At 71.1% G+C, this 20,801-nt stretch carries 18 protein-coding genes; 2 read left to right on the top strand and 16 right to left on the bottom strand.

Annotation, left to right across the window (positions count from 1 at the left end; genetic code table 11):
• Position 1: 1 nt before the first annotated feature.
• From RB608_RS18585 to RB608_RS18565, 5 genes are read right to left on the bottom strand one after another with little or no spacing between them, the layout of a single operon-like run.
• Entirely contained in the window at positions 2–1,630 is a 1,629-nt protein-coding gene (locus RB608_RS18585; RefSeq protein WP_308089537.1) for a choice-of-anchor P family protein, read from the bottom strand.
• A complete protein-coding gene (locus tag RB608_RS18580) occupies positions 1,627–2,334 on the bottom strand; it encodes an ABC transporter ATP-binding protein (RefSeq protein WP_308089536.1) in 708 nt (235 codons plus the stop codon). The genes RB608_RS18585 and RB608_RS18580 overlap by 4 nt, the downstream gene beginning before the upstream one ends.
• The gene (locus RB608_RS18575) at positions 2,331–3,122 is read right to left on the bottom strand and encodes an ABC transporter ATP-binding protein (protein WP_308089535.1); all 792 of its coding nucleotides are present in this window, start codon (positions 3,120–3,122) and stop codon (positions 2,331–2,333) included. The genes RB608_RS18580 and RB608_RS18575 overlap by 4 nt, the downstream gene beginning before the upstream one ends.
• The gene (locus RB608_RS18570) at positions 3,119–5,125 is read right to left on the bottom strand and encodes an ABC transporter permease (RefSeq protein WP_308089534.1); all 2,007 of its coding nucleotides are present in this window, start codon (positions 5,123–5,125) and stop codon (positions 3,119–3,121) included. The genes RB608_RS18575 and RB608_RS18570 overlap by 4 nt, the downstream gene beginning before the upstream one ends.
• A 2-nt stretch (positions 5,126–5,127) precedes the next feature.
• Positions 5,128–6,615 carry an ABC transporter substrate-binding protein gene (locus RB608_RS18565; protein WP_308089533.1) on the bottom strand — a complete coding sequence of 496 codons (1,488 nt, stop codon included), beginning with the start codon at positions 6,613–6,615 and terminating at the stop codon, positions 5,128–5,130.
• Positions 6,616–6,899: 284 nt separating this feature from the next.
• Here RB608_RS18565 and RB608_RS18560 point away from each other — a divergent pair, with 284 nt between their 5' ends.
• The gene (locus tag RB608_RS18560; protein ID WP_308089532.1) at positions 6,900–7,409 is read left to right on the top strand and encodes a DUF6174 domain-containing protein; all 510 of its coding nucleotides are present in this window, start codon (positions 6,900–6,902) and stop codon (positions 7,407–7,409) included.
• 19 nt (positions 7,410–7,428) lie between these two features.
• On the opposite strand, the gene RB608_RS18555 is transcribed toward RB608_RS18560, so the two are convergent.
• The 4 genes from RB608_RS18555 to RB608_RS18540 form a co-directional block, all read right to left on the bottom strand.
• Positions 7,429–8,514 (bottom strand): MaoC family dehydratase, encoded by a 1,086-nt coding sequence (locus RB608_RS18555; protein ID WP_308089531.1) that lies wholly within the window; start codon positions 8,512–8,514, stop codon positions 7,429–7,431.
• The gene (locus tag RB608_RS18550) at positions 8,511–9,707 is read right to left on the bottom strand and encodes an acyl-CoA dehydrogenase family protein (protein WP_308089530.1); all 1,197 of its coding nucleotides are present in this window, start codon (positions 9,705–9,707) and stop codon (positions 8,511–8,513) included. The genes RB608_RS18555 and RB608_RS18550 overlap by 4 nt, the downstream gene beginning before the upstream one ends.
• Positions 9,708–9,826: 119 nt before the next feature.
• Positions 9,827–11,194, bottom strand: a complete 1,368-nt coding sequence (locus RB608_RS18545) for a hypothetical protein (protein WP_308089529.1) — start codon at positions 11,192–11,194, stop codon at positions 9,827–9,829.
• 188 nt (positions 11,195–11,382) lie between these two features.
• A complete protein-coding gene (locus tag RB608_RS18540) occupies positions 11,383–11,652 on the bottom strand; it encodes a helix-turn-helix transcriptional regulator (RefSeq protein WP_308089528.1) in 270 nt (89 codons plus the stop codon).
• Between the two features lie 112 nt (positions 11,653–11,764).
• Here RB608_RS18540 and RB608_RS18535 point away from each other — a divergent pair, with 112 nt between their 5' ends.
• A complete protein-coding gene (locus RB608_RS18535; RefSeq protein WP_308089527.1) occupies positions 11,765–12,829 on the top strand; it encodes a hypothetical protein in 1,065 nt (354 codons plus the stop codon).
• Here RB608_RS18535 and RB608_RS18530 read toward each other — a convergent pair whose 3' ends face one another.
• From RB608_RS18530 to RB608_RS18500, 7 genes are all read right to left on the bottom strand, one after another.
• On the bottom strand, positions 12,830–13,912 hold the full coding sequence (locus RB608_RS18530; RefSeq protein WP_308089526.1) for a hypothetical protein: 1,083 nt from the start codon (positions 13,910–13,912) through the stop codon (positions 12,830–12,832).
• A gap of 11 nt (positions 13,913–13,923) precedes the next feature.
• Positions 13,924–14,133, bottom strand: coding sequence for a DUF6752 domain-containing protein (locus RB608_RS18525; RefSeq protein ID WP_308089525.1), 210 nt, complete (start codon positions 14,131–14,133; stop codon positions 13,924–13,926).
• 32 nt (positions 14,134–14,165) lie between these two features.
• A complete protein-coding gene (locus RB608_RS18520) occupies positions 14,166–15,707 on the bottom strand; it encodes a hypothetical protein (RefSeq protein WP_308089524.1) in 1,542 nt (513 codons plus the stop codon).
• Between the two features lie 304 nt (positions 15,708–16,011).
• Positions 16,012–16,986, bottom strand: coding sequence for a glycosyltransferase family 2 protein (locus RB608_RS18515; RefSeq protein WP_308089523.1), 975 nt, complete (start codon positions 16,984–16,986; stop codon positions 16,012–16,014).
• A complete protein-coding gene (locus tag RB608_RS18510) occupies positions 16,983–18,032 on the bottom strand; it encodes a hypothetical protein (RefSeq protein WP_308089522.1) in 1,050 nt (349 codons plus the stop codon). The genes RB608_RS18515 and RB608_RS18510 overlap by 4 nt, the downstream gene beginning before the upstream one ends.
• A 41-nt stretch (positions 18,033–18,073) precedes the next feature.
• Entirely contained in the window at positions 18,074–19,450 is a 1,377-nt protein-coding gene (locus RB608_RS18505) for a phospholipase D-like domain-containing protein (protein WP_308089521.1), read from the bottom strand.
• Between the two features lie 176 nt (positions 19,451–19,626).
• Entirely contained in the window at positions 19,627–20,745 is a 1,119-nt protein-coding gene (locus tag RB608_RS18500; protein WP_308089520.1) for an endonuclease/exonuclease/phosphatase family protein, read from the bottom strand.
• Between the last annotated feature and the right edge of the window lie 56 nt (positions 20,746–20,801).

The raw sequence follows: 20,801 nt of genomic DNA, 5'->3' as shown, positions 1-20,801 counted from the left end.
CTCAGGCCTTTCGGAGGTCGGGGAGGCCGCTGTCGAGGCCGTGGGGACAGGGAGCACCGATGCCGAGCGCCGCGGCGCCGAGCCGGCGGAACCACGACCCGGCGACGGCCGCGAGCGCGAAGGCACCCACCAGGAGCAGGCCGGGGATCGAGAACAGCTCGGGCAGCCCCGCGCTGGCGGGCGCCGCGTCGGTCAGGGCACCGCCCGGCGTCCCTCCCGCGGTCGGCACGCCACCGGCCGGTGGCGGCACCGGCGCGACGGCCGACGGTACGCCGACCCCGCCTGCCGCGGGTGCCGGCGCCGCCTCGGGCGCGGCTGCCGGAGGCGCGGCCTCCGCAGGAGGCGGCGGGGCGAGGATCTCGATCGGCGGCACGGTGTCGACCTCCGCCTCGGCGATGCCCAGGGTGACGACCACCTTGGGCGCGAGGTTGGACAGGCCCGACACGACGCCCTTCAGCGGACCGGCCTGGGCCGGGATCAGCTCGGCGAGGAGGTTGGTGGGCAGCGTCTTGAGCAACGGGGCCAGCAGCTGGGTGTCGATGGTGATCCGCAGGCCCTCCGAGACGCTGGTGCCGGCGTCGCCCTCGACGGTGCGGACCTGCTGCGGCACCTCGATGCTGACACCGAGCGCCTTGAGCGCGTCGAGCGGCAGCTTGTCGAGGCCGGGGATCGGCACGGTCTTGCCCATCGTGAGCGCGCCGTCCGGGCCGATCCCGAACTCCTGCCCGGCGATCGCGAGCTTGCCCCAGGTGGCCGACCCGGTCGCCGTACCGGTGGCACCGTCGGAGGTCGACTTCGCGACCGTCTCGACACCGCCGAGCGTGATCAGCCCGCCGAGGAGGCGGATCTCGCCGAGCGTGGCGCGGGAGACGCCGACCACCTTGCCCTTGGTGGCGTCCATCCGGCTGGTCGACACGTAGCCGTCGATGTCGACGAGCGCGGCGAGCTGGGGCGGCAGTCCGGGCGCCGCCGCCCGGGTCGCCCCGCTGGTCGGAGCCCCGCCGAGTCCCCCGCCGAGTCCCCCGGTGAGCAGGCCGGTCACGCCGTTGAGCAGGTCCAGCAGCCCGCTCTTGGTGCCCGGGTCCGCGACGGCGCCCTCGGGGCCGAGCACGGCGCCGTCGGGCGAGAAGCCGGTCTCGGCGCTCGCGGTCTTGTCGCCGGACGTCGTCGTCATGATCGCGCCGGGGATCGACTCGTCCTTCTGGGTCGGCGTGTCCCCGGGGAACTGCGAGTTGACCTGCACCGGGTAGCCGCCGTCGGTGAGCGGGTTCGGCGGCAGCCCGAGCTGCTCGGCGAAGGTCTTGAGGCCCTCGCCCACCGGGTCGCCCGGCCAGAAGAGACTGGCGCGGCCGCGCGACTCGCCGGAGTCGGCCTTGACCTTGCTGTAGCCCATGTCGAACTCCAGCTGGGCGATGCCGGCGTCGACCGGGATCGGCAGGCTCGGCTCGAATACCTCGACCCGGATGGGCGTCGACCAGGCCTGGGCGGTGTAGCCGCCGTACGCCGCGGAGCCGCCACCGCCCTCGTCGGCGCGGGCGGACGGGGCGCCGGGCCCCACGGCCAGGGTCGCGAGCGAGGCCACCAGAGCCCCGCCCACGAGTAGCCGGCACCGGTGCGCGTGGTGGTTCATGCTGCCCCTCCCAGGATGACGTCGGCCATGGTCTCGAGGATCTCCCCGGGCTCACCGGTGGCCACGATGCGACCGCCGCTCATCACGGCGGCGTAGTCGGCGACCCGCAGCGCGGTGCGGGCGAACTGCTCGATGCACAGGATGGACACACCCGACTCGGCGATCCGCGCGACGGTCTCGTAGAGCTCGTCGACGATCAGCGGCGCCAGGCCCATCGACAGCTCGTCGAGCAGCAGCAGCGCCGGGTCGGAGGCCAGCGCCCGCGACATGGCGAGCATCTGCTGCTCGCCGCCCGACATGGTGCCCGCGAGCTGGTGGCGACGCTCGTGGAGCCGGGGGAAGTACGCGTAGGCGGTGTCGAGGATCGCGGGGGCCGGCACGCCGGCGTACGACATCAGGACCAGGTTCTCCTCGACGGTGAGGTTCGGGAACACCGAGCGGCCCTCGGGGATCGTGCACAGTCCGACCCGGGCGAGGTCGTCGGACCTGGCCCCCCGCACGTGCACCCCCGCCAGGTGGATGTCCCCGGAGGTGGCCTCCTTCTGGCCGCTGATCACCTTGACCAGGGTCGACTTGCCCGCGCCGTTGGGGCCGAGCAGCGCCATCACCGCACCGCGCGGCACGGCCAGGTCCACCCCGCGCAGCACCTCGATCCGCCCGTAGGCGGCGTGCAGGTCGATGACGTCGAGGATCGGGACGCTCATGCGGGGCTCACCTCCTCCGCGACGGCCTGCATGGTGGTCGTGTCGCCGTCACCCTCCGCATAGCCCAGGTAGGCCCGCTGGACGCCGGCGTCGGTGCGGATGTCGGCCGGCGCGCCCGAGGCGATGATCTCGCCGAAGTCGAGCACGTGGATGTCGTGGCACACGCTCATCACCAGGTCCATGTCGTGCTCGACCATGAGGATCGAGCAGCCCTCCGCCGCGAGGTCGACGAGCAGCGCACCGAAGGCGCCGGTCTCGGTCTCGTCGAGGCCCGACGACGGCTCGTCGAGGAGCAGCAGCTGCGGGTCGCTGGCCAGGCACCGGGCCAGCTCCAGCAGCCGCGCGGTCCCGGTCGGGATCGAGTCGGCCCGCTCGTCGGCGTACTCCGCGATGCCGACCCGGTCGAGCAGCACGTCGACGCCGAGCACGCCTCGCCTGCCCCCCAGCCAGGTGAGCGGGCCGCCGTGGATCTCGTGCGCGACCCGGACGTTGTCACGCACCGACAGCGAGCCGAACGCCTCGAGCCGCTGGAACGTGCGCCCCACGCCGTGCCGGGCGCGACGGTGCACCGGCCAGGAGGTGACGTCGCGGTCGCGGTAGCGGACCCGTCCCTTGGTGGGCTTCTGCAGCCCCGTGATCACGTTGAAGCAAGTCGTCTTGCCCGCACCGTTGGGCCCGATCAGGCCGGTGATCACGCCCCGGTCCGCGGTGAAGGATGCCCGGTTGACGGCGGTGACGCCGCCGAACCGGACCACGACGTCGTCGACCTCGAGGAGAGCCATGCTCATCTCACCTTCTCGATGACGATGGTGTCGGAGGCGCCGTGCTCCGGGCGGGCCGGGCTGCCCGGGACGTCGACGAGGGGTACGTCGACCGAGCCGTCCGCGGCCGTCCCCCCGCGGGGCAGCAGCCCCTGCAGCCGCTCGCCCAGCCGGTCCCCCAGACCGGGCGCGATCCGCTCCCGCAGCCAGCGGCCCACCCGGAACAGGTGGTTGGCGATGCCGTTGGGGTCGCGACCGAGGAGCACCGCGCCGAAGCCGATCACCGCGAACAGCAGGCCGGCCATGCTCGGCGACGCGGCCTGGAACTCGGGCAGCAGCATCAGCGCCACGCCGCCGAGCAGGGCGCCGGTGACCGAGGTGGCACCGAAGACGACGGCCAGCAGGAGCACCAGCAGGGACTGGAAGTAGAGGAAGTCGGCGGCACCGACCGTGCCGCGCAGGCCGGCGAAGAGCCCGCCCGCCAGGCCGGCGATGCCCGCCGACAGCGCGAACAGGCCGACCCGGAACCAGCGCATGTCGAGCCCGAGGGTGCCGCAGGCCGACGGGCTGTCGCGCATCGCGATCAGCAGTCGGCCCAGCGCGCCGCGGCGCAGCACGAGCAGGCCCAGCGAGAGCAGCACGAACGCCAGCACCATGAACCAGACGTAGGAGGTGTCCGACCCGATCCGCAGGCCCAGGATCGAGAGCCGCTCGGCGGCCAGGGTGCCGTTGAACTTGAACGCGAAGTCGGCGTTGAAGATCACCTTGTCCATCAGCACCGCGAACGCCATCGTCGACAGCGCCAGGTAGAGGCCGGTCAGCCGCAGCACCGGCAGCGCGACGAGGGCACCGACCGCGGCGGCGATCAGCGCCGACACGAGCAGTCCGAGGAGGTTCGGCTCGTCGAGCTTGGCGTAGGCGAGCGCGCCGACACCGGCGAAGGTGAACTGCGCGAGGGAGACGTGGCCGCCGTACCCGGTCAGCAGGACCAGCGACAGCATCACCATCGCGTACGTCGCCGCGACGCCGATGAGCAGTACCTGGTTGGGCGCGACCACGTTGACGAGCAGCAGGGCGACCAGGAGGAGACCGGCGCCGGCGCCGATCGAGCTCCGCATCGTGGGGACCGGGGCGGTGACGATGCCCTTGACCTGGCCGATCCGCAGCTGCGCCTGCGGCATCAGCACGACGATGGCGAACAGGAAGAGCGCGGGGATCACCGCGCGGAACGAGTTGAGGAAGCCGTCCTTGGGCAGGTAGGCCACCGCGAGCGACTCCAGGATGCCGAGGACCATCGCGCCGGCGAAGGTCATCGGCAGGCTCTTGAGCCGGCCGATCATGGCGGCGGCGTAGGCGTTGATGACGAGCAGGGTGAGGCCGTAGTAGTCGAGCAGCACGACCGGCGCCAGCAGGATGCCGCCGAGCGCCGCGAGCGACATGCCGATCGCCCAGGACAGGGCCGCGACCCGGTCGGGCTTGCCCCCGAACAGCTTGAGCAGCTCCGGGTTGTCGACCGACGCGCGCATCGCCGTACCGATCCGGGTGCGGCCGAGCAGCAGGTAGAGGCCGAAGGCCACCGCGACGGCGCAGATCAGGGTGACCAGCTGATGCGCGGTGACATAGGTGCCGCCGATGTTCCAACTCGTGTCGGGCCAGAACGGCAGCAGCGCGCGCGGCTCCGGCGGCCAGAGATACTGGGCCAGCCCGATCAGACCGACCAGCAGGCCGACCGTGACCACGAGTGCCACGGACACGGGCCCCTCGCCGAGGCCACGGGTCACGAAGCGCTGGATGAACCAGCCGATCGCCGGCGCCACGACGCCGAGCACCAGGATCAGCGACAGCACGGTCGGGATGCCCTGGCGCTGGGTGAAGTCCCAGAACACGAACGACAGGAACATGCCGAACGCGCCGTGGGCGATGTTGAACACCCGGGTGGTGGTGTAGGTCAGCACCAGGCCGCTCGCCATGATCGCGTAAGCCGCGCCCGTGAACAGACCCAGCAGCACGTAGGCGAAGAGGGAGCCCACGATCAGCCTCCGACCCCGGAGTCGACGACGCCACCGCACATGTAGTCGCCCGGCGAGACCTGCTGCCACCGGCCGCCGGTGTACTGGATGACCTTCAGGCACGGCGGCGAGCTCGGCGTCGAGAGGTTCATCGCGGTGTGCGCGCCGTTGCCCGTCCACGCGGTGGTCGCCCGGAACGCGCCGACCAGGGACTCCCGGCTCAGCTTCCCGCCCAGCGAGATCGCCTTCTCCACGAAGAGACGGGCCGCCGACCAGGCGTAGAGCCCGTAGTAGTTGGGGATGGCGCCCGGCTTCACCTGCTGCAGCCAGGACAGGTACAGCTGCACCTCGGCGTTCTTGGTGTTCTCGAAGAGGTCGTTAGCCGCGTAGACATAGGTGCCCTCCGCCGCGGCACCCGCCTGCTGGACGTACCGCTTGTCGTAGATCGTCGGGTCCTGCAGGAAGAAGTCCGGCTTGAAGCCCTGCTGGGCCATGGCCTGCTGCAGCTTCACCGTGTTCTGGTAGGGCCCCTGGTAGGCGACCGCCCGCACGCCCTTGTCCTTCATCTGCTGGACGTACGGCGCGAAGTTGAACTCCGCCACGTCGATGCCCTGCAGGTAGGTGACCTTCCAGCCGGCGCCCTTCTCGTACCCGGCCGCCATGCTCTTGGAGTTGACCGGCGCGGCGCCGGCGTTGATGTAGAGGACGGCGGCGTTCTTGACGGCGTCGGGGAACTTCTGCGCCAGCCACTTCGAGGCCGCGTCCGGGATCAGGTTGGTGCGGATCGAGTAGGCGCCGAAGCACGACTTGCAGGACTGGCGCTCCGGGTTGACGATCGTCGAGCGGATGTCGGGCAGACCGCAGGAGTCGGCCGTGGCCGCGCCGCCGGAGTCGAAGGCCGACATCGAGCCGACCGCCGCGAAGGCCTCGCTGCAGGCCTTGACGTAGGCCTGCTGGTCGGCGCCGGCGTCGGCCCGGCTGTCGAGGTTGACCAGGGACAGCTTGCGGCCGCAGATCGTGTTCTGCGAGTTGAAGTACTCCACATAGGCGCGCGTCGCCTGCTGCGCCGACTCGAAGATGCCGGGCACCGGTCCGGAGATGTCCGAGACGTTCGCCAGCGCGATCGTGCTGTCGGTGATGCCGGTCTGGTTCTTGAAGCCCTCGCAGGAGGCCGCCTTGGTGCCGCCCGTGGGCGAGCCCTTGCCCTTGGACTTGCCCCCGCCGCCGGCCGCGGCGCCGGGGTCGCTGGAGCCACCCCCGGTCGGCGCACCCGGGTCGCCCGCCGCGCCGGGCGCGGGCGCCTCTCCCCCGACCGGTACGTCGCCGGCGGCCGGGGTGTCACCGGCCGGCAGCCCAGCGTCACCGGTCGTGCCGGAGCTGGTCCCCGTCGTACCGTCCTGACCGCTGGCCTTCGCGACGGTCGCGGGGTCGAGTTGGGAACCGCAGGCCGTCAGCGCCACCAGGACCAGGGCGACGCCCGCGGTCCGGCGCAAGCGGGTACGCGTGCTCATCACCACTGGTCAGCCACCTACTCCTGAGTTGACGACCACGTTCGTCACGCCGAGGAGCAGGCGCGGGCGTCGCGCACGTGCGATTCGGGGCATGCGTGCCTCTCGGGGTGAGCACCACAGGTCGCCGGCCCGGGCGGGCCGTAGCAGGTCCAACGACCCGCCTGTGACTCAGGTCACGGCTCGAACTGCAACTTGTTCCAGTTTTGGCCCGCGGGACGCCGTCCCGGCCACGGGCGCCGGGGAACCGATCGGCACCGTGGGACGTCCCAGGCATCATGAGCACCATGCGTTCGACCGCCGCCCTCGCCGCCCTGCTCGTCCCCGTGCTGCTGACCGGCGCCGCCTGCAGCAAGGAGTCCGACCGTGCCGCGGACCGGACGACGGCCTCGGCGAGCCCCAGCGCCGACGCGACCGGCACGACGACCGGTACGACGACCGGCCCGGCCGGCACCGCGTCCTTCCCCACCTACGGTCCGCAGGACTACAGCTACCACCTCGAGGTGCTCTGCTACTGCCCCCAGGTGGGGACGGTCGAGGTCGTCGTCCGCGACGGCGAGGTCACCGAGGCGACCTCTCTCGACGGCCCCACCGCGGGGCGCGCGGCGCCCGACTTCGCCCGGCTCACCATCGACGAGATCATCGCCATGGCCAACGACCCGCAGGTCGCGAAGGCGAAGGTGGACTGGCCGGACGGCCAGGACCACCCCAGCTCGGTCATGCTCGACCGCATCGCCCAGGCCGTCGACGACGAGGTCACCTACACGATCAAGGACGTGGTGGTCGGCACCGACTGACGGTCTCGCCCGGAGCGGCTCAGCGCGGGATGAACGCCCAGTAGTCGAGGTCGAGCAACACGCCCGGGGCGTACTTCCCGTCCTCGCCGCGCAGCGTCATCGACGTGTCACGGCCCTTGGTCGCCACGAGCCGCAGCCGCAGCGCGCCCACGCCGGGGGCAGCGGTCTCGGCCCGGTCGAGGACCTCGGACCAGGCGTAGACCGTGTCTCCCGCAAACGCCGGGGCGGTGTGCGCTCCGGCGTTGATGGCCGCGACCAGCTGGGCGTTGGCGAGTCCGTTGAAGGACAGCGCCCGGGCCATCGAGATGACGTGACCGCCGTACACCAGCCGGTTGCCGTCGGGACGCGCCTCGACGTTGAAGTGCACCTTGGCGGTGTTCTGCCACAACCGGGTGGCCTGCTGGTGCTCGGACTCGGTCAGCGTGACGCCGTCGACGTGGTCGATCCGCTCCCCCACGACATAGTCGTCGAAGCGGTGCGGTTCCCCGGCCGCGGCGAAGTCGTACGCCGAGAAGTCGAGCCCGTCGGGCACCACCAGGTCGGCCGCGGCGACGGCGGGCGCCAGCTCGGGCACCACACTCTCCGGCGCGGGCGCGGCCACGTCACTCGTGTCGCGCTTGTGGACCATCACCCAGCGGGCCCAGTCCAGCGCGACCTCGCCGCGTTGGTTGACGGCGGTCGAGCGGACGTAGACCACGCCGCTCCTGCCGTTGGAGTTCTGCTTGAGCCCGATCACCTCGGAGGTGGTGCTGAGCGTGTCGCCGGGCACCACGGGACGGTGGAAGCGGCACTCGGCGTACCCGAGGTTGGCGACCGCGTTGAGGGAGACGTCGGGGACGGTCTTGCCGAACGCGATGTGGAACGCGATCAGCTCCTCCACCGGGTGCGGGTCCAGGCCGACCGACGCGGCGAAGACCGCCGACGACGGCACCGCGAACCGGGTCGGGTAGATCGAGCCGTAGACGGCCCGGTCGCCCTCGGTCACCGTGCGCGGCGTCGCGTGCCGGATGACCTGCCCGAGCGTGAAGTCCTCGAAGAAGTTGCCCGGGTTCGTCTTGCCGTCGGTCGCTTCGCTCCCCGGCTGCTTCGCATTGCTGACGCTCACTTGAGCTTGTACTCCTTGAGGAGCTGGCGCCCGATGATCATCTTCTGGATGTCGGAGGTGCCCTCGCCGATGAGCATGAACTTGACCTCGCGCATCAGCCGCTCGATCTCGTACTCCTTGGAGTAGCCGTAGCCGCCGTGGATCCGGAAGGAGTCCTCGACGACCTCGTTGGCGTACTCCGAGGCGACCATCTTCGCCATGCCGGCCTCGACGTCCATCCGCCGACCGGTGTCCTTGAGGCGCGCGGCGCGGACCATCATGTTGTGCGCCACCTCGACCTTGGTCGCCATCTCCGCGATCCGGAACAGCACCGCCTGGTGCTCGGCGATGACCTTGCCGAACGTCTTGCGCTGCTGGGCGTAGGCGACACCGAGCTCGAAGCCGCGCCAGGCCAGCCCGCACGCCCGTGCGGCGACGTTGACCCGGCCGACCTCGACGCCGTCCATCATCTGGAAGAAGCCCTTGCCGGGCTCACCGCCGAGGATCTGGTCGGCGCCGATCTGGTGGCCCTCGAGGATGAGCTCGGTCGTCTCGACGCCCTTGTAGCCCATCTTGTCGATCTTGCCGGGCACCGTGACGCCCTGGGCCGTCTCACCGAAGCCGGCCTCCTTCTCGACGAGGAAGGTGGTCATGTTCTTGTAGACGCTCTCGGCGCCCTCGTCGGTCTTGACGAGCAGCGCGACCAGCGTGGAGCTGGCGCCGTTGGTCAGCCACATCTTCTGGCCGGTGATGGAGTACGACCCGTCGTCCTGCTTCGTGGCCTTCGTCGAGACGGCCGACACGTCCGAGCCCAGTCCCGGCTCGGACATCGAGAACGCGCCGCGGACCTCGCCGGTCGCCATCCGCGGCAGGTACTTCTGCTTCTGCTCCTCGGTGCCGTGCTGCATGAGCAGGTAGGCCACGATGAAGTGGGTGTTGATGACGCCCGACACGCTCATCCAGCCGCGGGCGATCTCCTCGACCACGAGCGCGTAGGTCAGCAGGGACTCGCCCAGGCCGCCGAACTCCTCGGGGATGGTCAGGCCGAAGACGCCGAGCTCCTTGAGGCCGTCGACGATCTCCTGCGGGTAGGTGTCGGAGTGCTCGAGCTCCTGGGCCACCGGGATGATCTGCTCGTCCACGAAGACGCGCACGGCCTTCAGGATCTCGGACTGGTCCTCGGAGAGGCCTTCGGTCTGACAAAGCCGGGTCATTCAGCTCCCTTTCGCTGGTCGTGCCGGAGCGCACTGTACCCGCGAACCGACCGCCCAGGACCCCCCGAACGGCGCCCGAGACCGGTGACGTGAGACATGTCACCGGTCTCGGGACCCGCTCAGATGGTGCGTCCCACCGCCGCGAAGAAGCGGATGAACATCTCGTCGTACCCGAGCTGGTCCGAGCGGATCTGGGCGACCGAGCCGGAGCGCTTCTGGTCCTTGGGGAGCCAGGTCCGGTTGAAGTCGATCCGGACGGCGCGGGTGCCGCCGGACGTGCTGGCGAGCACGAGCGCCTTCGGCAGACCGGTCTTGCCCCAGTTCGACTTCCGCTTGGCCCACGACTTGTGCTTCTTCTTCGTCCCGAGCAGCCTGGTCAGCTTCTTGTCGAGCGAGGTGGCCTTGGCGTGCCCCGTGATGATCTGCACCTCGACGCCGCGAGCGCGGGCGTTCACGATCGCCTTGTAGATCCCCTTGCCGATCTTCTTCGACGCGAGGTGGAGCGCCGATCCGGGCGGAGCCTGGTCGATGGCGCTGCGGGCCAGGCGCATCGTGGTTTTGGCGTCGTCCTTGTTGGAGATCCAGCCGGGCGCGAAGGCGCCGGCCCGCTGACCGACGTTGCCGAGGTCGACGACGACCAGATGATGGTCGGAATGGAGTCCGACCGTGGTCAGGTTCGTCACCGGGAGCAGCGGGTCGCCCTGGTAGAGGTAGGCGTGGTCGATGACCGCACCGCTGTCGTGGGTGGCCGGCGCGACGCCGAACAGGTCGAAGACGTTGGACAGCCCCAGGGCCGCGATCTCGTTGCGCGGGTAGGCGGCGGTGCGGAAGTTCACGTTGACGTCGCCGGCCATGAGCACCGGGCCGTGCGCGGAGAGCGTCTGGGCCAGCGCGGCCATCCGCTGGTACGACGGCACGGTCAGGCCCATCGTGTACTTCGTCGCCGGAGCGAAGTGCACGGCGACGACGGAGAGGGTCTTGCCCTCGGCATTGCGCACGGTGACCCAGTTCGCGTAGCGCACGCCCCAATGCACTTTCTGCTTCTTCGACTTCCCCCACACCTCGGAGATGTTGTAGGTGCCGGCCGCGATCTTGGTCCAGCGGGCGGTGTCCCAGACCACCGCCGTCGCCCCGGTGTAGGTGCCCGGCGTGCGCTGGATGGCGTAGCCAGGAGGCGCGAGCATCGCGTCGGGCCGGCTGGAGACCTCGTTGTAGGTGATGAAGTCCGGCAGCTGGGCGAAGACCTGCCCGAGGTCGGAGGCGGTGGCCGAGGCCGACATGCCGGACTTGATGTTGGCCTGCACCAGGCGGATGCCGCTGCCGGTGGCCGGGTCCGTCGTGGCGGCGGCGCTCTCGAGCCCACCCCGTCCGCCTCCGGTGGTGGCCGCGGCGAGGACCAGGAGGGTCGCCAGGACCGCCAGCGCCGTGACCGTCGCCGGTAGGGCACGGGACCATCGGAGCCATCGGAGCGAGCTCTGGGTGCGCATGGGACCTCCCGAATCCGGTGCCGAAAATGCACCGAGTGAACAATTGCCTCAGGAATCACACCAGTAACAACTTCACCATGGCAATACGGTGCGAATAACTACATCGATGTAATTCGACGAATTACATCGATGTCTTTTATCGAACACCACGGCCCCACCTCGGGCCGCACCGTGATCGGGCGTTCCGATCAGGCGTCCGTGCCCGGGTCCCGCACCAGCTCCCACGGCTGGACGCCCAGGGCGTCGGCCAGGCCGTAGAGCGTGCTCAGCCGCAGGTTGATGGGTCGGGCGCCCCTCGGCGGGGCCTCGGCAGCGCGGCCGGCGGCCTCGATCAGCTGCACGTGGTTCTTGGAGCAGCCGGCCCGGCGGGCCAACGCCTCCTGCGACATCGCCCGGTCCTCGCGGAGCCGGCGCACACGCCGTCCGAGCACGCGGGCGTCGCCGTCGTCCCAGGGCACGGTGACATCGTCACCACGAGGCCCTTCAGGAGAACACCAGACAAGTATGTCCTTCTATAGAATGATGTAACTCACTGTTACCCGACGCGTTGATGTCTGTGGGGGGAAGCAAATGGAGTTCGACGAGTTCGTGGTCGCCTACCACCGTGAGCCGGGGCGCTACCCGCGCTACCAGGCCGAGGTCGAGGCGCGCCTGGCCGACGTGCGCCGGATCGCAGCCCAGTGGGGTGAGCTCCTCTACGAGGCGCTGGCGCTGGGCCGCGCGCCACTGCCGCAGGAGTGGAACGCCTACAGCAACCAGTACTGGCAGTGGACCCAGGACAAGCTCGGGGGCGTGAGCGAGTGGGCCACGCAGTGGGTGACGGCCCGGCTGGACGGGCTGTCGGAGTCGGACGCGGAGCCGGAGGAGGTCACCGCCCTCCTGGAGAGCCTGGCCCAGCTCGGCAGCGAGGTGAACTTCCACCGGATGAACGCCAAGGCGCTCCCCTTCTGGGCGTCCCTGCTGTCCGGGCAGGCGAGCCTGGTCGGACGCGAGACCGTGGAGTGGTGCTGCGTCAACCTGGCCAACGAGGCGCTGCTGCTCGCGCAGGCCCGTGACGACCTCATCGACGAGGACCTCTTCTTCGACCCCGACGCCCGGGCCCTGCGTGGGGTGAACACCGGTGCGCTCACCGAGATCGACGCCTACATCGCCCTCCTCGACCTGACCCGGCGCGACCGCCGGCTCCTCGTCCTGCCCGGCCCGCCCCAGTTCGAGCGGTGGGCCCGCTCCGCCAACGCCGACTTCCTCGTGATCGACACCGAGCACCGGCGGATCCGGGGCGTCCAGGTCAAGTCCGTGGTCGAGCGGCAGCAGGCCGCGCGCTACGACCGGGCCCGGATCACGCTGATCGACGGCGCGCGGGACCTGCAGAACAGCCGGGCGGTGCGTACCGACGCACGCCGCTCCGACCGCCACGTCGTGTCCTGGCCCGGCATGATCAGCGCCCACTACCTGCGCGAGCTGAGGCAGGGGCCGCTCACCGACCGGTGGATCGAGCGCCGGCAGCTGATGCAGCTCAAGTTCGCCGCGCGGCACTTCACCGGCACCGTCACCTCGCAGAACAGGTCCGCCTACGCCGTCGTACGGGACCGGGTCGCGCACGACCTCGCGGCCCGCACCGGCGAGCCGGGGTGATCAGCGGCGGCGCAGGGCTCCGAGCAGTCCGCGCCGGCTCGCGGCCGGAGCCGCCGGCCGATCGACGCTCAGGTCGCGGACATCGGTGAGCAGGGACGCGATCAGGTCGGTGGCGACGGCGGCCACCTCGGCGTCGGTCACCGAGTCCGGTGTCCGCCGCGGCGGCAGCTCGGCCGGGATCTCCAGCCGGGCGAGATCCCCCACCACGTCGACGGGGTGGCTGCGCAGGTAGTCGAGAGCGGCCTCGTTGCGGGCCCGGCACTCGGCGACCCGGTCCGGCTGCGGCCAGAACTTCTCGCCCCGGCGCGGCACCAGCCGCTCGTCGGCGAGATAGGTGCGGATGAACATGCCCCGGTCGCGGGCAGGGCCGAGTGCCTTGCCGGCGACCAGGTGCTCGTTGACCCGGCGCAGCACCTCGGCCTCCACCACGCCCATGGACTCGTTGGGGAACGACCGGCTCAGGTCGTAGGCGTCCGCACCCAGACCGAGCAGCCCGGCGAAGCGGTGCCAGATCTCGTCCCGCGGGGCCGAGGTGTCGAGCGGGAGCACGTGGATCCGCTCGTGGGCGACGGCCTCCGACCAGCGCTGGAGGACGAGGTGCAGGTCGAGGGTGCGCCAGTTCCACACGTCGCGGGGATCCTCGGACACCTCCCGGGAGTAGGTGCTCATCGGCGCCGTGCCACGGTTCTTCAGGCTCTCCTGCCAGCTGGCCGTGAACAACCCCAGCAGGTCGCGCGCGGTGATCACGACGTGCATCTCGGCGGGGGCCAGCTGCTCGGCCATCCGGCACGCCTGCTCGGCGCTCGCCGCGGCGAAGAACTCGTGCGTGACCAGCGCGTCGCCGTCGTACGCCGCGATCTCCTCCCGCAGCCGCTCCCAGGCCGTGCGGTGCTCCTCGGACGCCTTGGACAGCCGCGGATCGTCGCGCACGATCCGGCTGCTCCACAGATGATCGAAGCGGCCCAGGCCGGGCAGCAGCACACCGTCCTCGCGCAGCCGGTCCCGGGAGGACCACACGATCGTCTGCAGGTAGGTGGTGGCGGTCTTGGGCAGGCCGATGTGGACGAAGACGCGACGGGCCACGGACCGACTCCCTACAGGCTCTTGTCGAACGCCTCGATCGCCTCGGCGATCCGGGCCTCGTCACGCTGGGCGATGGGGATCAGCAGCTCCTGGACGACGTCGACCAGCTCGGCCATGCGCACGTACTGGCGCTGCAGCTCGACCACCTCGGCCTCGAGGGCCTCGATGCGCAGCCGCTGCGCGCGCACGGTCGCGAACAGGTTCCAGCGATTCTGTGTCATCTCATCCTTCACCACTGCACTCACGACCGGACTCACCACTGGGCGACCACGACGGCCCGGCCGGCGCGGCCCTCGGCGCCGGGCTCGACCTGCGCCGAGAGGACCGATCCGCCGAATCGCCCGATCGACGCGAGGAGGCCGTCGAGTGGAACAGGATACAAACCCTCCGCGCGCTCGCCCTCCCCCGTGGTGAACTCGGCATGCAGCCGGCCGCCACCGCGCAGGGCCATCGCCGCGAACCGCAGCAGGCCCTCGCGGCCACGCTCGGTCGTGGCGTCGAGGACGTGCCGGGCCAGCATGGCGCGCGGTCCGTCCTGGCGCGCGACCCGGGCGCCCTCGGCGAGGACCGAGCGGAGCTGGGTGAGGCTGATCATCCGGACGTCGAGGCGGGCGCCGTCGCGGCCGGCCCTCCGCTCGGCCTTGCGCAGGGTCAGGGGGACGTAGTCGTAGGCGGTCGTCGGGAAGCCCTCGCGGGCCAAGGCGAGCGCGTCGCTCCCCCGCCCGGCCCCGACGTCGAGCACGTGGGTGTCCGGGACCGCGGCGTCGGCCAGCTGCCGGGCCAGGGCGGAGATCGGCCGGTCGACCGGGCCCTTGCGATGGTCCTGGTTGGTCTGCCAGTCGCGGCGGTAGGGAGACAGGCCGCGGAACCAGTTGTCGAGCCGCGCCTTCGTCTCGGCCGAGGTCTCGAACTTGAACGCCGGGTCGGGGACCCGCCAGTGCGGGCCGTACATCGCCTCGAGCAGCCGCTCGGGCTCGGCCGGCGCCGGGAACTCGTGCCCCGCGAGGGTGACCGTGGACAGCGGGAAGATCCACTCCTCACGGAACTCCACGCCCACCTCGCCCATCAGGTAGAGCCTGCCGTCGCCGGCGAAGAAGCCGCCGAACAGGTCCAGCCCGCGCACCGAGCCGTCACTCTCCTCCACGTCGATCCGGAACGCGCCGCCGCTGTAGCGGAAGGTCGCCATCCCCCGCGCGGCCAGCGCCCGCTGGAGCCGGAAGGACTCGCGCACCACATCGACCGGCGAGACGTGCCGGGAGACGTAGCCGAGGTCGGCGTCGGAGTCGTGCCCGAGGAAGTCCTGCTCACGAACCGCGCCGAGCAGGGTGCCGTACGCCGGGAACGCGGCGATCCCCTCCTCCTCGAGGACGGAGATCACCCGATGCATCGCCTCGAGCAGCGGCTCGAGCTGGTCACCGCTGCGCACCGAGAACTCCGGGTGGAAGCGGCCCGACTTGTCGAGCGCGATGGGCAGGCCCTGCTTGTTGACGAACGCGATCCGCTCCGCCCCCGTGCCGAAGGAGGTCTCCGCGTCGTGCAGCACGGTGCCCGCGACGTGGTCGCGGACCCGAAGCCGGGTGGCGCCGTCGAGGAAGCGGAGCATCCGCTCGGGCCATGCGACCCGCCGCTCGCCGGCATGGTCCGGGGCAGCCTCCTCGGTGTCGCGCAGGCACCAGAAGGACCAGATCCGGCGGTCGTCGAACAGGACGTCGAGCGCACGGTCCTCGACGACACCGGAGAGGCCGAGACCCTCCTCGTCGACCGTCGTGACGGCCAGGATCGGCGCGTTGCTCATGGGGGCCAGCCTGTCAGACGGTGTTCGGTCGCCGCCATGCCAGGCCGGGAGCTACGCCGCCCGAGCGCACGGCCGGCAGCGTGGCGGACGGCGGCGCAGCCGCATCGACCGAAGCCCGCGGTCCGAGCGCACGGCCGGCAGCGTGGCGGACAGCGGCGCAGCCGCATCGACCGAAGCCCGCGGTCCGAGCGCACGGCCGGCAGCGTGGCGGACGGCGGCGCAGCCGCATCGACCGAAGCCCGCGGTCCGAGCGCAGCGAGGGCCGGGCGGCGAGGTCGATATCCGACACGCTCGGCCAGACAGTTCAGATCGTGTCCCGGAACTCGTCGGGGATCCGGACGTACGGTGGCCGGACCAGCGCGAGATGCTGACCAGCGCCCGTGGCCCGCCACAGGTCGCCCTCGTTCTGCACGATCGAAGCGAGCTTCTTCGGGCCGGGCCGGAACCTGCCCAGCTCCCCCTGCGCCTCGGCCTGCTCGACCTGCGCCGCCGCCGTCCGCAGGGCCTCGACGATCTCGTCGGTGGGCCGGCTCCAGCTCGACTTCACGGCCCGGCCCTCGACCACCGCCGCCTGGTGACGGTGCTCGGCGAGCAGCTCGAGCTGGCCGACGTCGGCGAACTTGAGGTGGAACATGAACAGCTCGGGATCCGGCGCGAACGGGTGCCGGATGCCGTGGGAGGCGTGCGCCCAGGCGGCGTCGACCCACTTGAGCGCCGGCTTGCACATGAGCGGCGTGAACCGGGCGAACTCGCGCTGCCGCAGCAGCGACGGGGCGTCGAAGTCCAGGGCCGGCTCGACGCCGACCCGGTGGATCACGTTGTAGCCGAGCACGCCGGCGACCTCACTGCCCGCGCGCGCGGCCGCGAAGTGCCGCAGCGTCGCGTGCTTCGCCGGGTCCGCCACGACGAACTCGTCGGCGTCGGCGAGCAGCACCGCGTCGTAGGCGAAGAGCAGGGACGTCGCCAGCCCGCTCACGATGCCCATCCGGGACGGCTCGAAAGGGTACTTGTCGAGGTACGGCAGCCGCAGCACCGTGCAGGGCAGGTCGTCGGTCGAGCCGTCGACACTGTGGTCGTCGACGACGAAGACGTCATCGACCCCCAGCTGGCGCTGGTAGTGCGCGACCCAGTGCCGCAGCACCGGTCCGCTGTCGCGGCTCATCGTGATGACCGCCACCCGGGGCAGCCCGTCTGCCGACGGGCGCCCGGTGGCGGCCGGTGCGGCATCGGCACCAGCATCGGCACCGGGAGCCGTCTCACGGCGCCCCCGCCACTTCACTCCTGGTCTCCCTCGTCCTGTCCGGCCCGGACCTGTGCCCACCGGTCCAGGGCGATGCCCAGGGCGTCGACCGCGGCCCGCAGCACGTCCTCGGTGGGCAGGTCGGCGGGCTGGAGGCCCGGCACCGGCCGCGGGCGGAGGTCGTCGAGGTCGCCGACGACGCGGTGCTTGCCCTTGCGCAGCCGGGTGACCTGCTCCTCGCCCTTCGCGCGGGCCCACGGGTCGTCGTACCCCAGCCGCTGACCGCCGCCCACGCGCAGCGACAGACCGCGCTTGGCCAGCTGGTGCTTGACCTGCCGGTCGTAGAACGGCGGCAGGTCGCCGCGGCCGTCGGGACGCAGGTGCCGGTTGAGCTCCAGCAGCAGCTGAGCGCTGGGCAGGTCGATGCCCGGGTTGCTGCGGACGTCGAGCCCGATGCCGTCGGGGCTGGTGTCCAGCACCTCCGCGAACCGCCGCCACAGCAGGTCTCCCGGTGCCCCCGGGGGCGGCACCGTGACGACGCTGACGGCACCCTTCTGGAGGCTCTTCGCCCACCGGCCGGCGATCGCCGGCACATCCTGGTGGCGCCAGAACCTGTTCGCCACCCCGGACTCGTCCTTGCGGTCGCCGAGAGCGGTCACGAAGTCGGGCCACGCGGTCGTACCGCCGTTCTGCACCGACTCCAGCCACATCGCGGGCACGTTGCGGCCGAGATCGCGGCAGGTGACGACCGCCTCGACCCGGCTCTCCGGGAAGGTCTTGCGGATCCGCTGGATCTGCTCCTCGTCACGAGGGGCGAGGTACTCCATGGACACCACGGCCGTGCCGGGCCACGCCCGGATCTCGTCGACCAGCTGCTGCCAGGGGCCGTCGGACGGCATGGACGGCTGCCCCGGACCGCCGTGGGCGATCAGCTCCTTGACCGCCCGCACCTGTCGGCGCCACCGGCGCCCGGGAAAGAGCACTCCGCGTTCGGCCAGCAGTGTCTTGTTCTCGCCGAGCACGTTCTGCAGGAAGCTGGTCCCCGACTTCATGGTGCCGACGTGCAGCACCACCCGTTGCGCCATCAGTCGAGCGCCATCAGTTGAGCGCCATCAGTTGAGCGCCATCAGTTGAGCTCGGCCTCGAGTTCGTGGAAAGGGTAGTCCTTCGGGCTGAGGTACTCGGTGCCCGGCTTGACCCGGACCACCGGGTCGGGGTCGGCCGAGTTGACGTAGTTGGCCAGGGTGCGCGGTGCGGCGTTGAAGATCATGTCGACCCAGTCGGCGTACTTCGCGGCCATCGGGGCGTCGTCCCAGAAGATCATGTCGTGCTCGTCGGAGAACCAACCGAGCTGGGTCCAGTTCTCACTGCTGGAGAGCACCGCGCTGGCGCCGGGGTTGCCGTCGAGGTTGCCCTCGACCGAGAGGCCCTTGAGGTGGACGTAGCGGTCCTTGAACTTGTTGGCCGTCGCGCCGGTGATGTAGACCATCTGCTTCGCCGGGACGGGCGCCAGGATGTTGCGGATGTTGCCGGACATCATCATGAAGACCACCCGGACGTCGCAGCCCTGGAAGTGGAGCTCGCGGACCTTGCGCGCGATCCGCGCTCCGCGCTCGTCACCCCACACGGCGTTGGCGACCCGGACCTTGGTGCGGCCGTTGGCCGTGTTGGTCGCGCCGTTGCACTGCACCTTGTTGAGGACCCGGAGCGGAGGGTCGACCTGGTCACGGTGCGGGGCGAACATGGTGGTGATGCTGGCGCCCGGGATCGTGGTGCTGGGGACCGTGAACTGCAGGGCCGGGAAGTTCTTGTCCTTCTTGGCCTGCTCCCACATCGTCATCCAGCCGTCGTAGAGGGCCTGGTTCTCGGTGGTCGTGGTCCAGTCGTTGAACTGCTGGACGGCGGCGGCCCCGGTGAAGTTGCCCGAGCCCTGCATCACGATCCAGTTGGTGGCGCCGGAGCGGCTGACCAGCATCATCTTGTTGTGCATCGCGCCGCCCTTGCCGCGGCAGGTGGCGCTGCACGTGCGGATCCAGCTGCGCAGCTCCTTGGGCCGGTCGGCGTTGCCCTTCTTCAGGGCGCGGAGCAGGACACCGTAGGAACGGTGCATCCCCTGCTCGCGGGCCAGACCCCGAGCCATGATGACCTGCACCGACACCCCGCGCTTGTGGGCCGCGATCACCCTGCTCGCGAGGTACGGCGAGTCGAAGTTCCAGCTCATGATGCGGACCGTCTGACCCTCTTCGACGTTCTTGAGGGTCTTGACGATCTTGCGGTGGATCGCGGCGCGCTTGCTCTTGCGGAAGGGGTGGTTGAACGTGATGCCGGGCTTGACGACGAAACCGGGGTTGGGCTTGTTCCGGGCCACGGGCGCGGCCGGCGCCTCCGCGGTCGCGGGCGCCTCGTCGGACACGGCACCCGGTGCGGCGTCGGCCCGGGTCACCCCGGCCTGGCCGGCGACCAGCAGCCCGACCGCGAGGATCAGGGCGGCCAGGGCCGCCACCGCCCGGGTCTGTCCTGCAGCCGACCGCGTCCCCCACACTTTCGCCACGTCCCTGACTCCTGCCCGCTCCACCCGAGATCCGATCGGGCTCCGAACGAGCGCTCCCCTGGGGGAACAGACGGCTCTCGACCCTTTGACGCGGGCACTATACCCGCCTGAGTGCGGCGAAAACCGGCTCACTGCGGCGTGCCGGCCTCTTCCGGTGCTGGGCCCTCGGACTCGCCGCCCTTCTTGGATTTCTTGGACGTGGCCCCGTCGCTGCACTTCTCCGTCTTGATCCCGCCGAGGGTGAAGACCGAACGGACCGGCAGATGGTCGGAGCCGCCCTCGGGCATGACGGAGGAGCTGGTCGCCGTGAGGTCGGGGCCGCCGTACAGGAGGTAGTCGATGCGGGTGCGCGGCCGGCTCGCCGGGTGGGTCGGTCCGCTGCCGCTCCCGGCGACGACGAAGCTGTCGCTGAGGCGCGAGGTGAGGATGCGCTCCGGCCCGGAGCCCGGCCAGGTGTTCATGTCACCGCCGAGGAGCTTCGGCCGCGGGTCGGCGGCCAGCATGCTGGAGATCCGGCTGGCCTGCTGGGTGCGGATGTTGGCCGAGGTGTTGTCGAGGTGTGTGCTGTAGAGACTGACCTCGACGCCCTCGACGTCGATCACGACGTGCAGGAGGCCGCGCGGCTGGGCGCGGCCGATGTTGGGCAGGGGCGTGTTGACGGAGGACACGATCGGGTATTTCGAGACGACCGCGGTGCCGTAGAGCCCGTCGCCGAAGGTCACATTGCGTCCGAACGCGGAGTTCCACCCGCCGAGGCGCTCGGCGAACCACGCGGCCTGGTCGACGCTGCCGGTGCTGCGCCGCCGGTTGTCGACCTCCTGGAGCAGCAGCACCTCGGCGCCGGAGCGCTGCATGACGCCGAGCAGGCGCTCGAGACTGCCGGCGCGGGCCGACTTGATGTTGTAGGCGAGCGCCGTGAGCTCGGTGGTGCCGATCAGCGCCTGGCACACGAGCTGGGCGGACTGCCGCTCGGCCTCCATCGCCAGCGGCGGGACCAGGACCTCGCCGCCCTCGGGCACGACCGGGTCGGCCGCTGTCGCCGGCGGCGGGATCGCCGCCGCGGGCACCCGCTGCCCCTCGTCGGTGACGGGGGCGTCCGGGCTGTCCGGCGGGAAGATCAGCGAGAAGCTGAGGCCGGCGAGGACGACCACGACGGCCACCAGCGTGACCACCATGTCGAGGGAGGAGATGGCGGGGCCCTGGCGCTTGCCCGCGCGCGCGCCGCGACTCTCCTCCTGCTCCTCCACGTCCCGAATGGTAAACGACGCCCCCACCTCACCGGGCCGCTTCGCACGCTGGGGCA

Source organism: Nocardioides sp. LHD-245, from assembly GCF_030929495.1.
Lineage (GTDB): Bacteria > Actinomycetota > Actinomycetes > Propionibacteriales > Nocardioidaceae > Nocardioides.
Note: the sequence above shows the minus strand (reverse complement) of the source record. Positions and strands in the feature narration are given on the sequence as shown.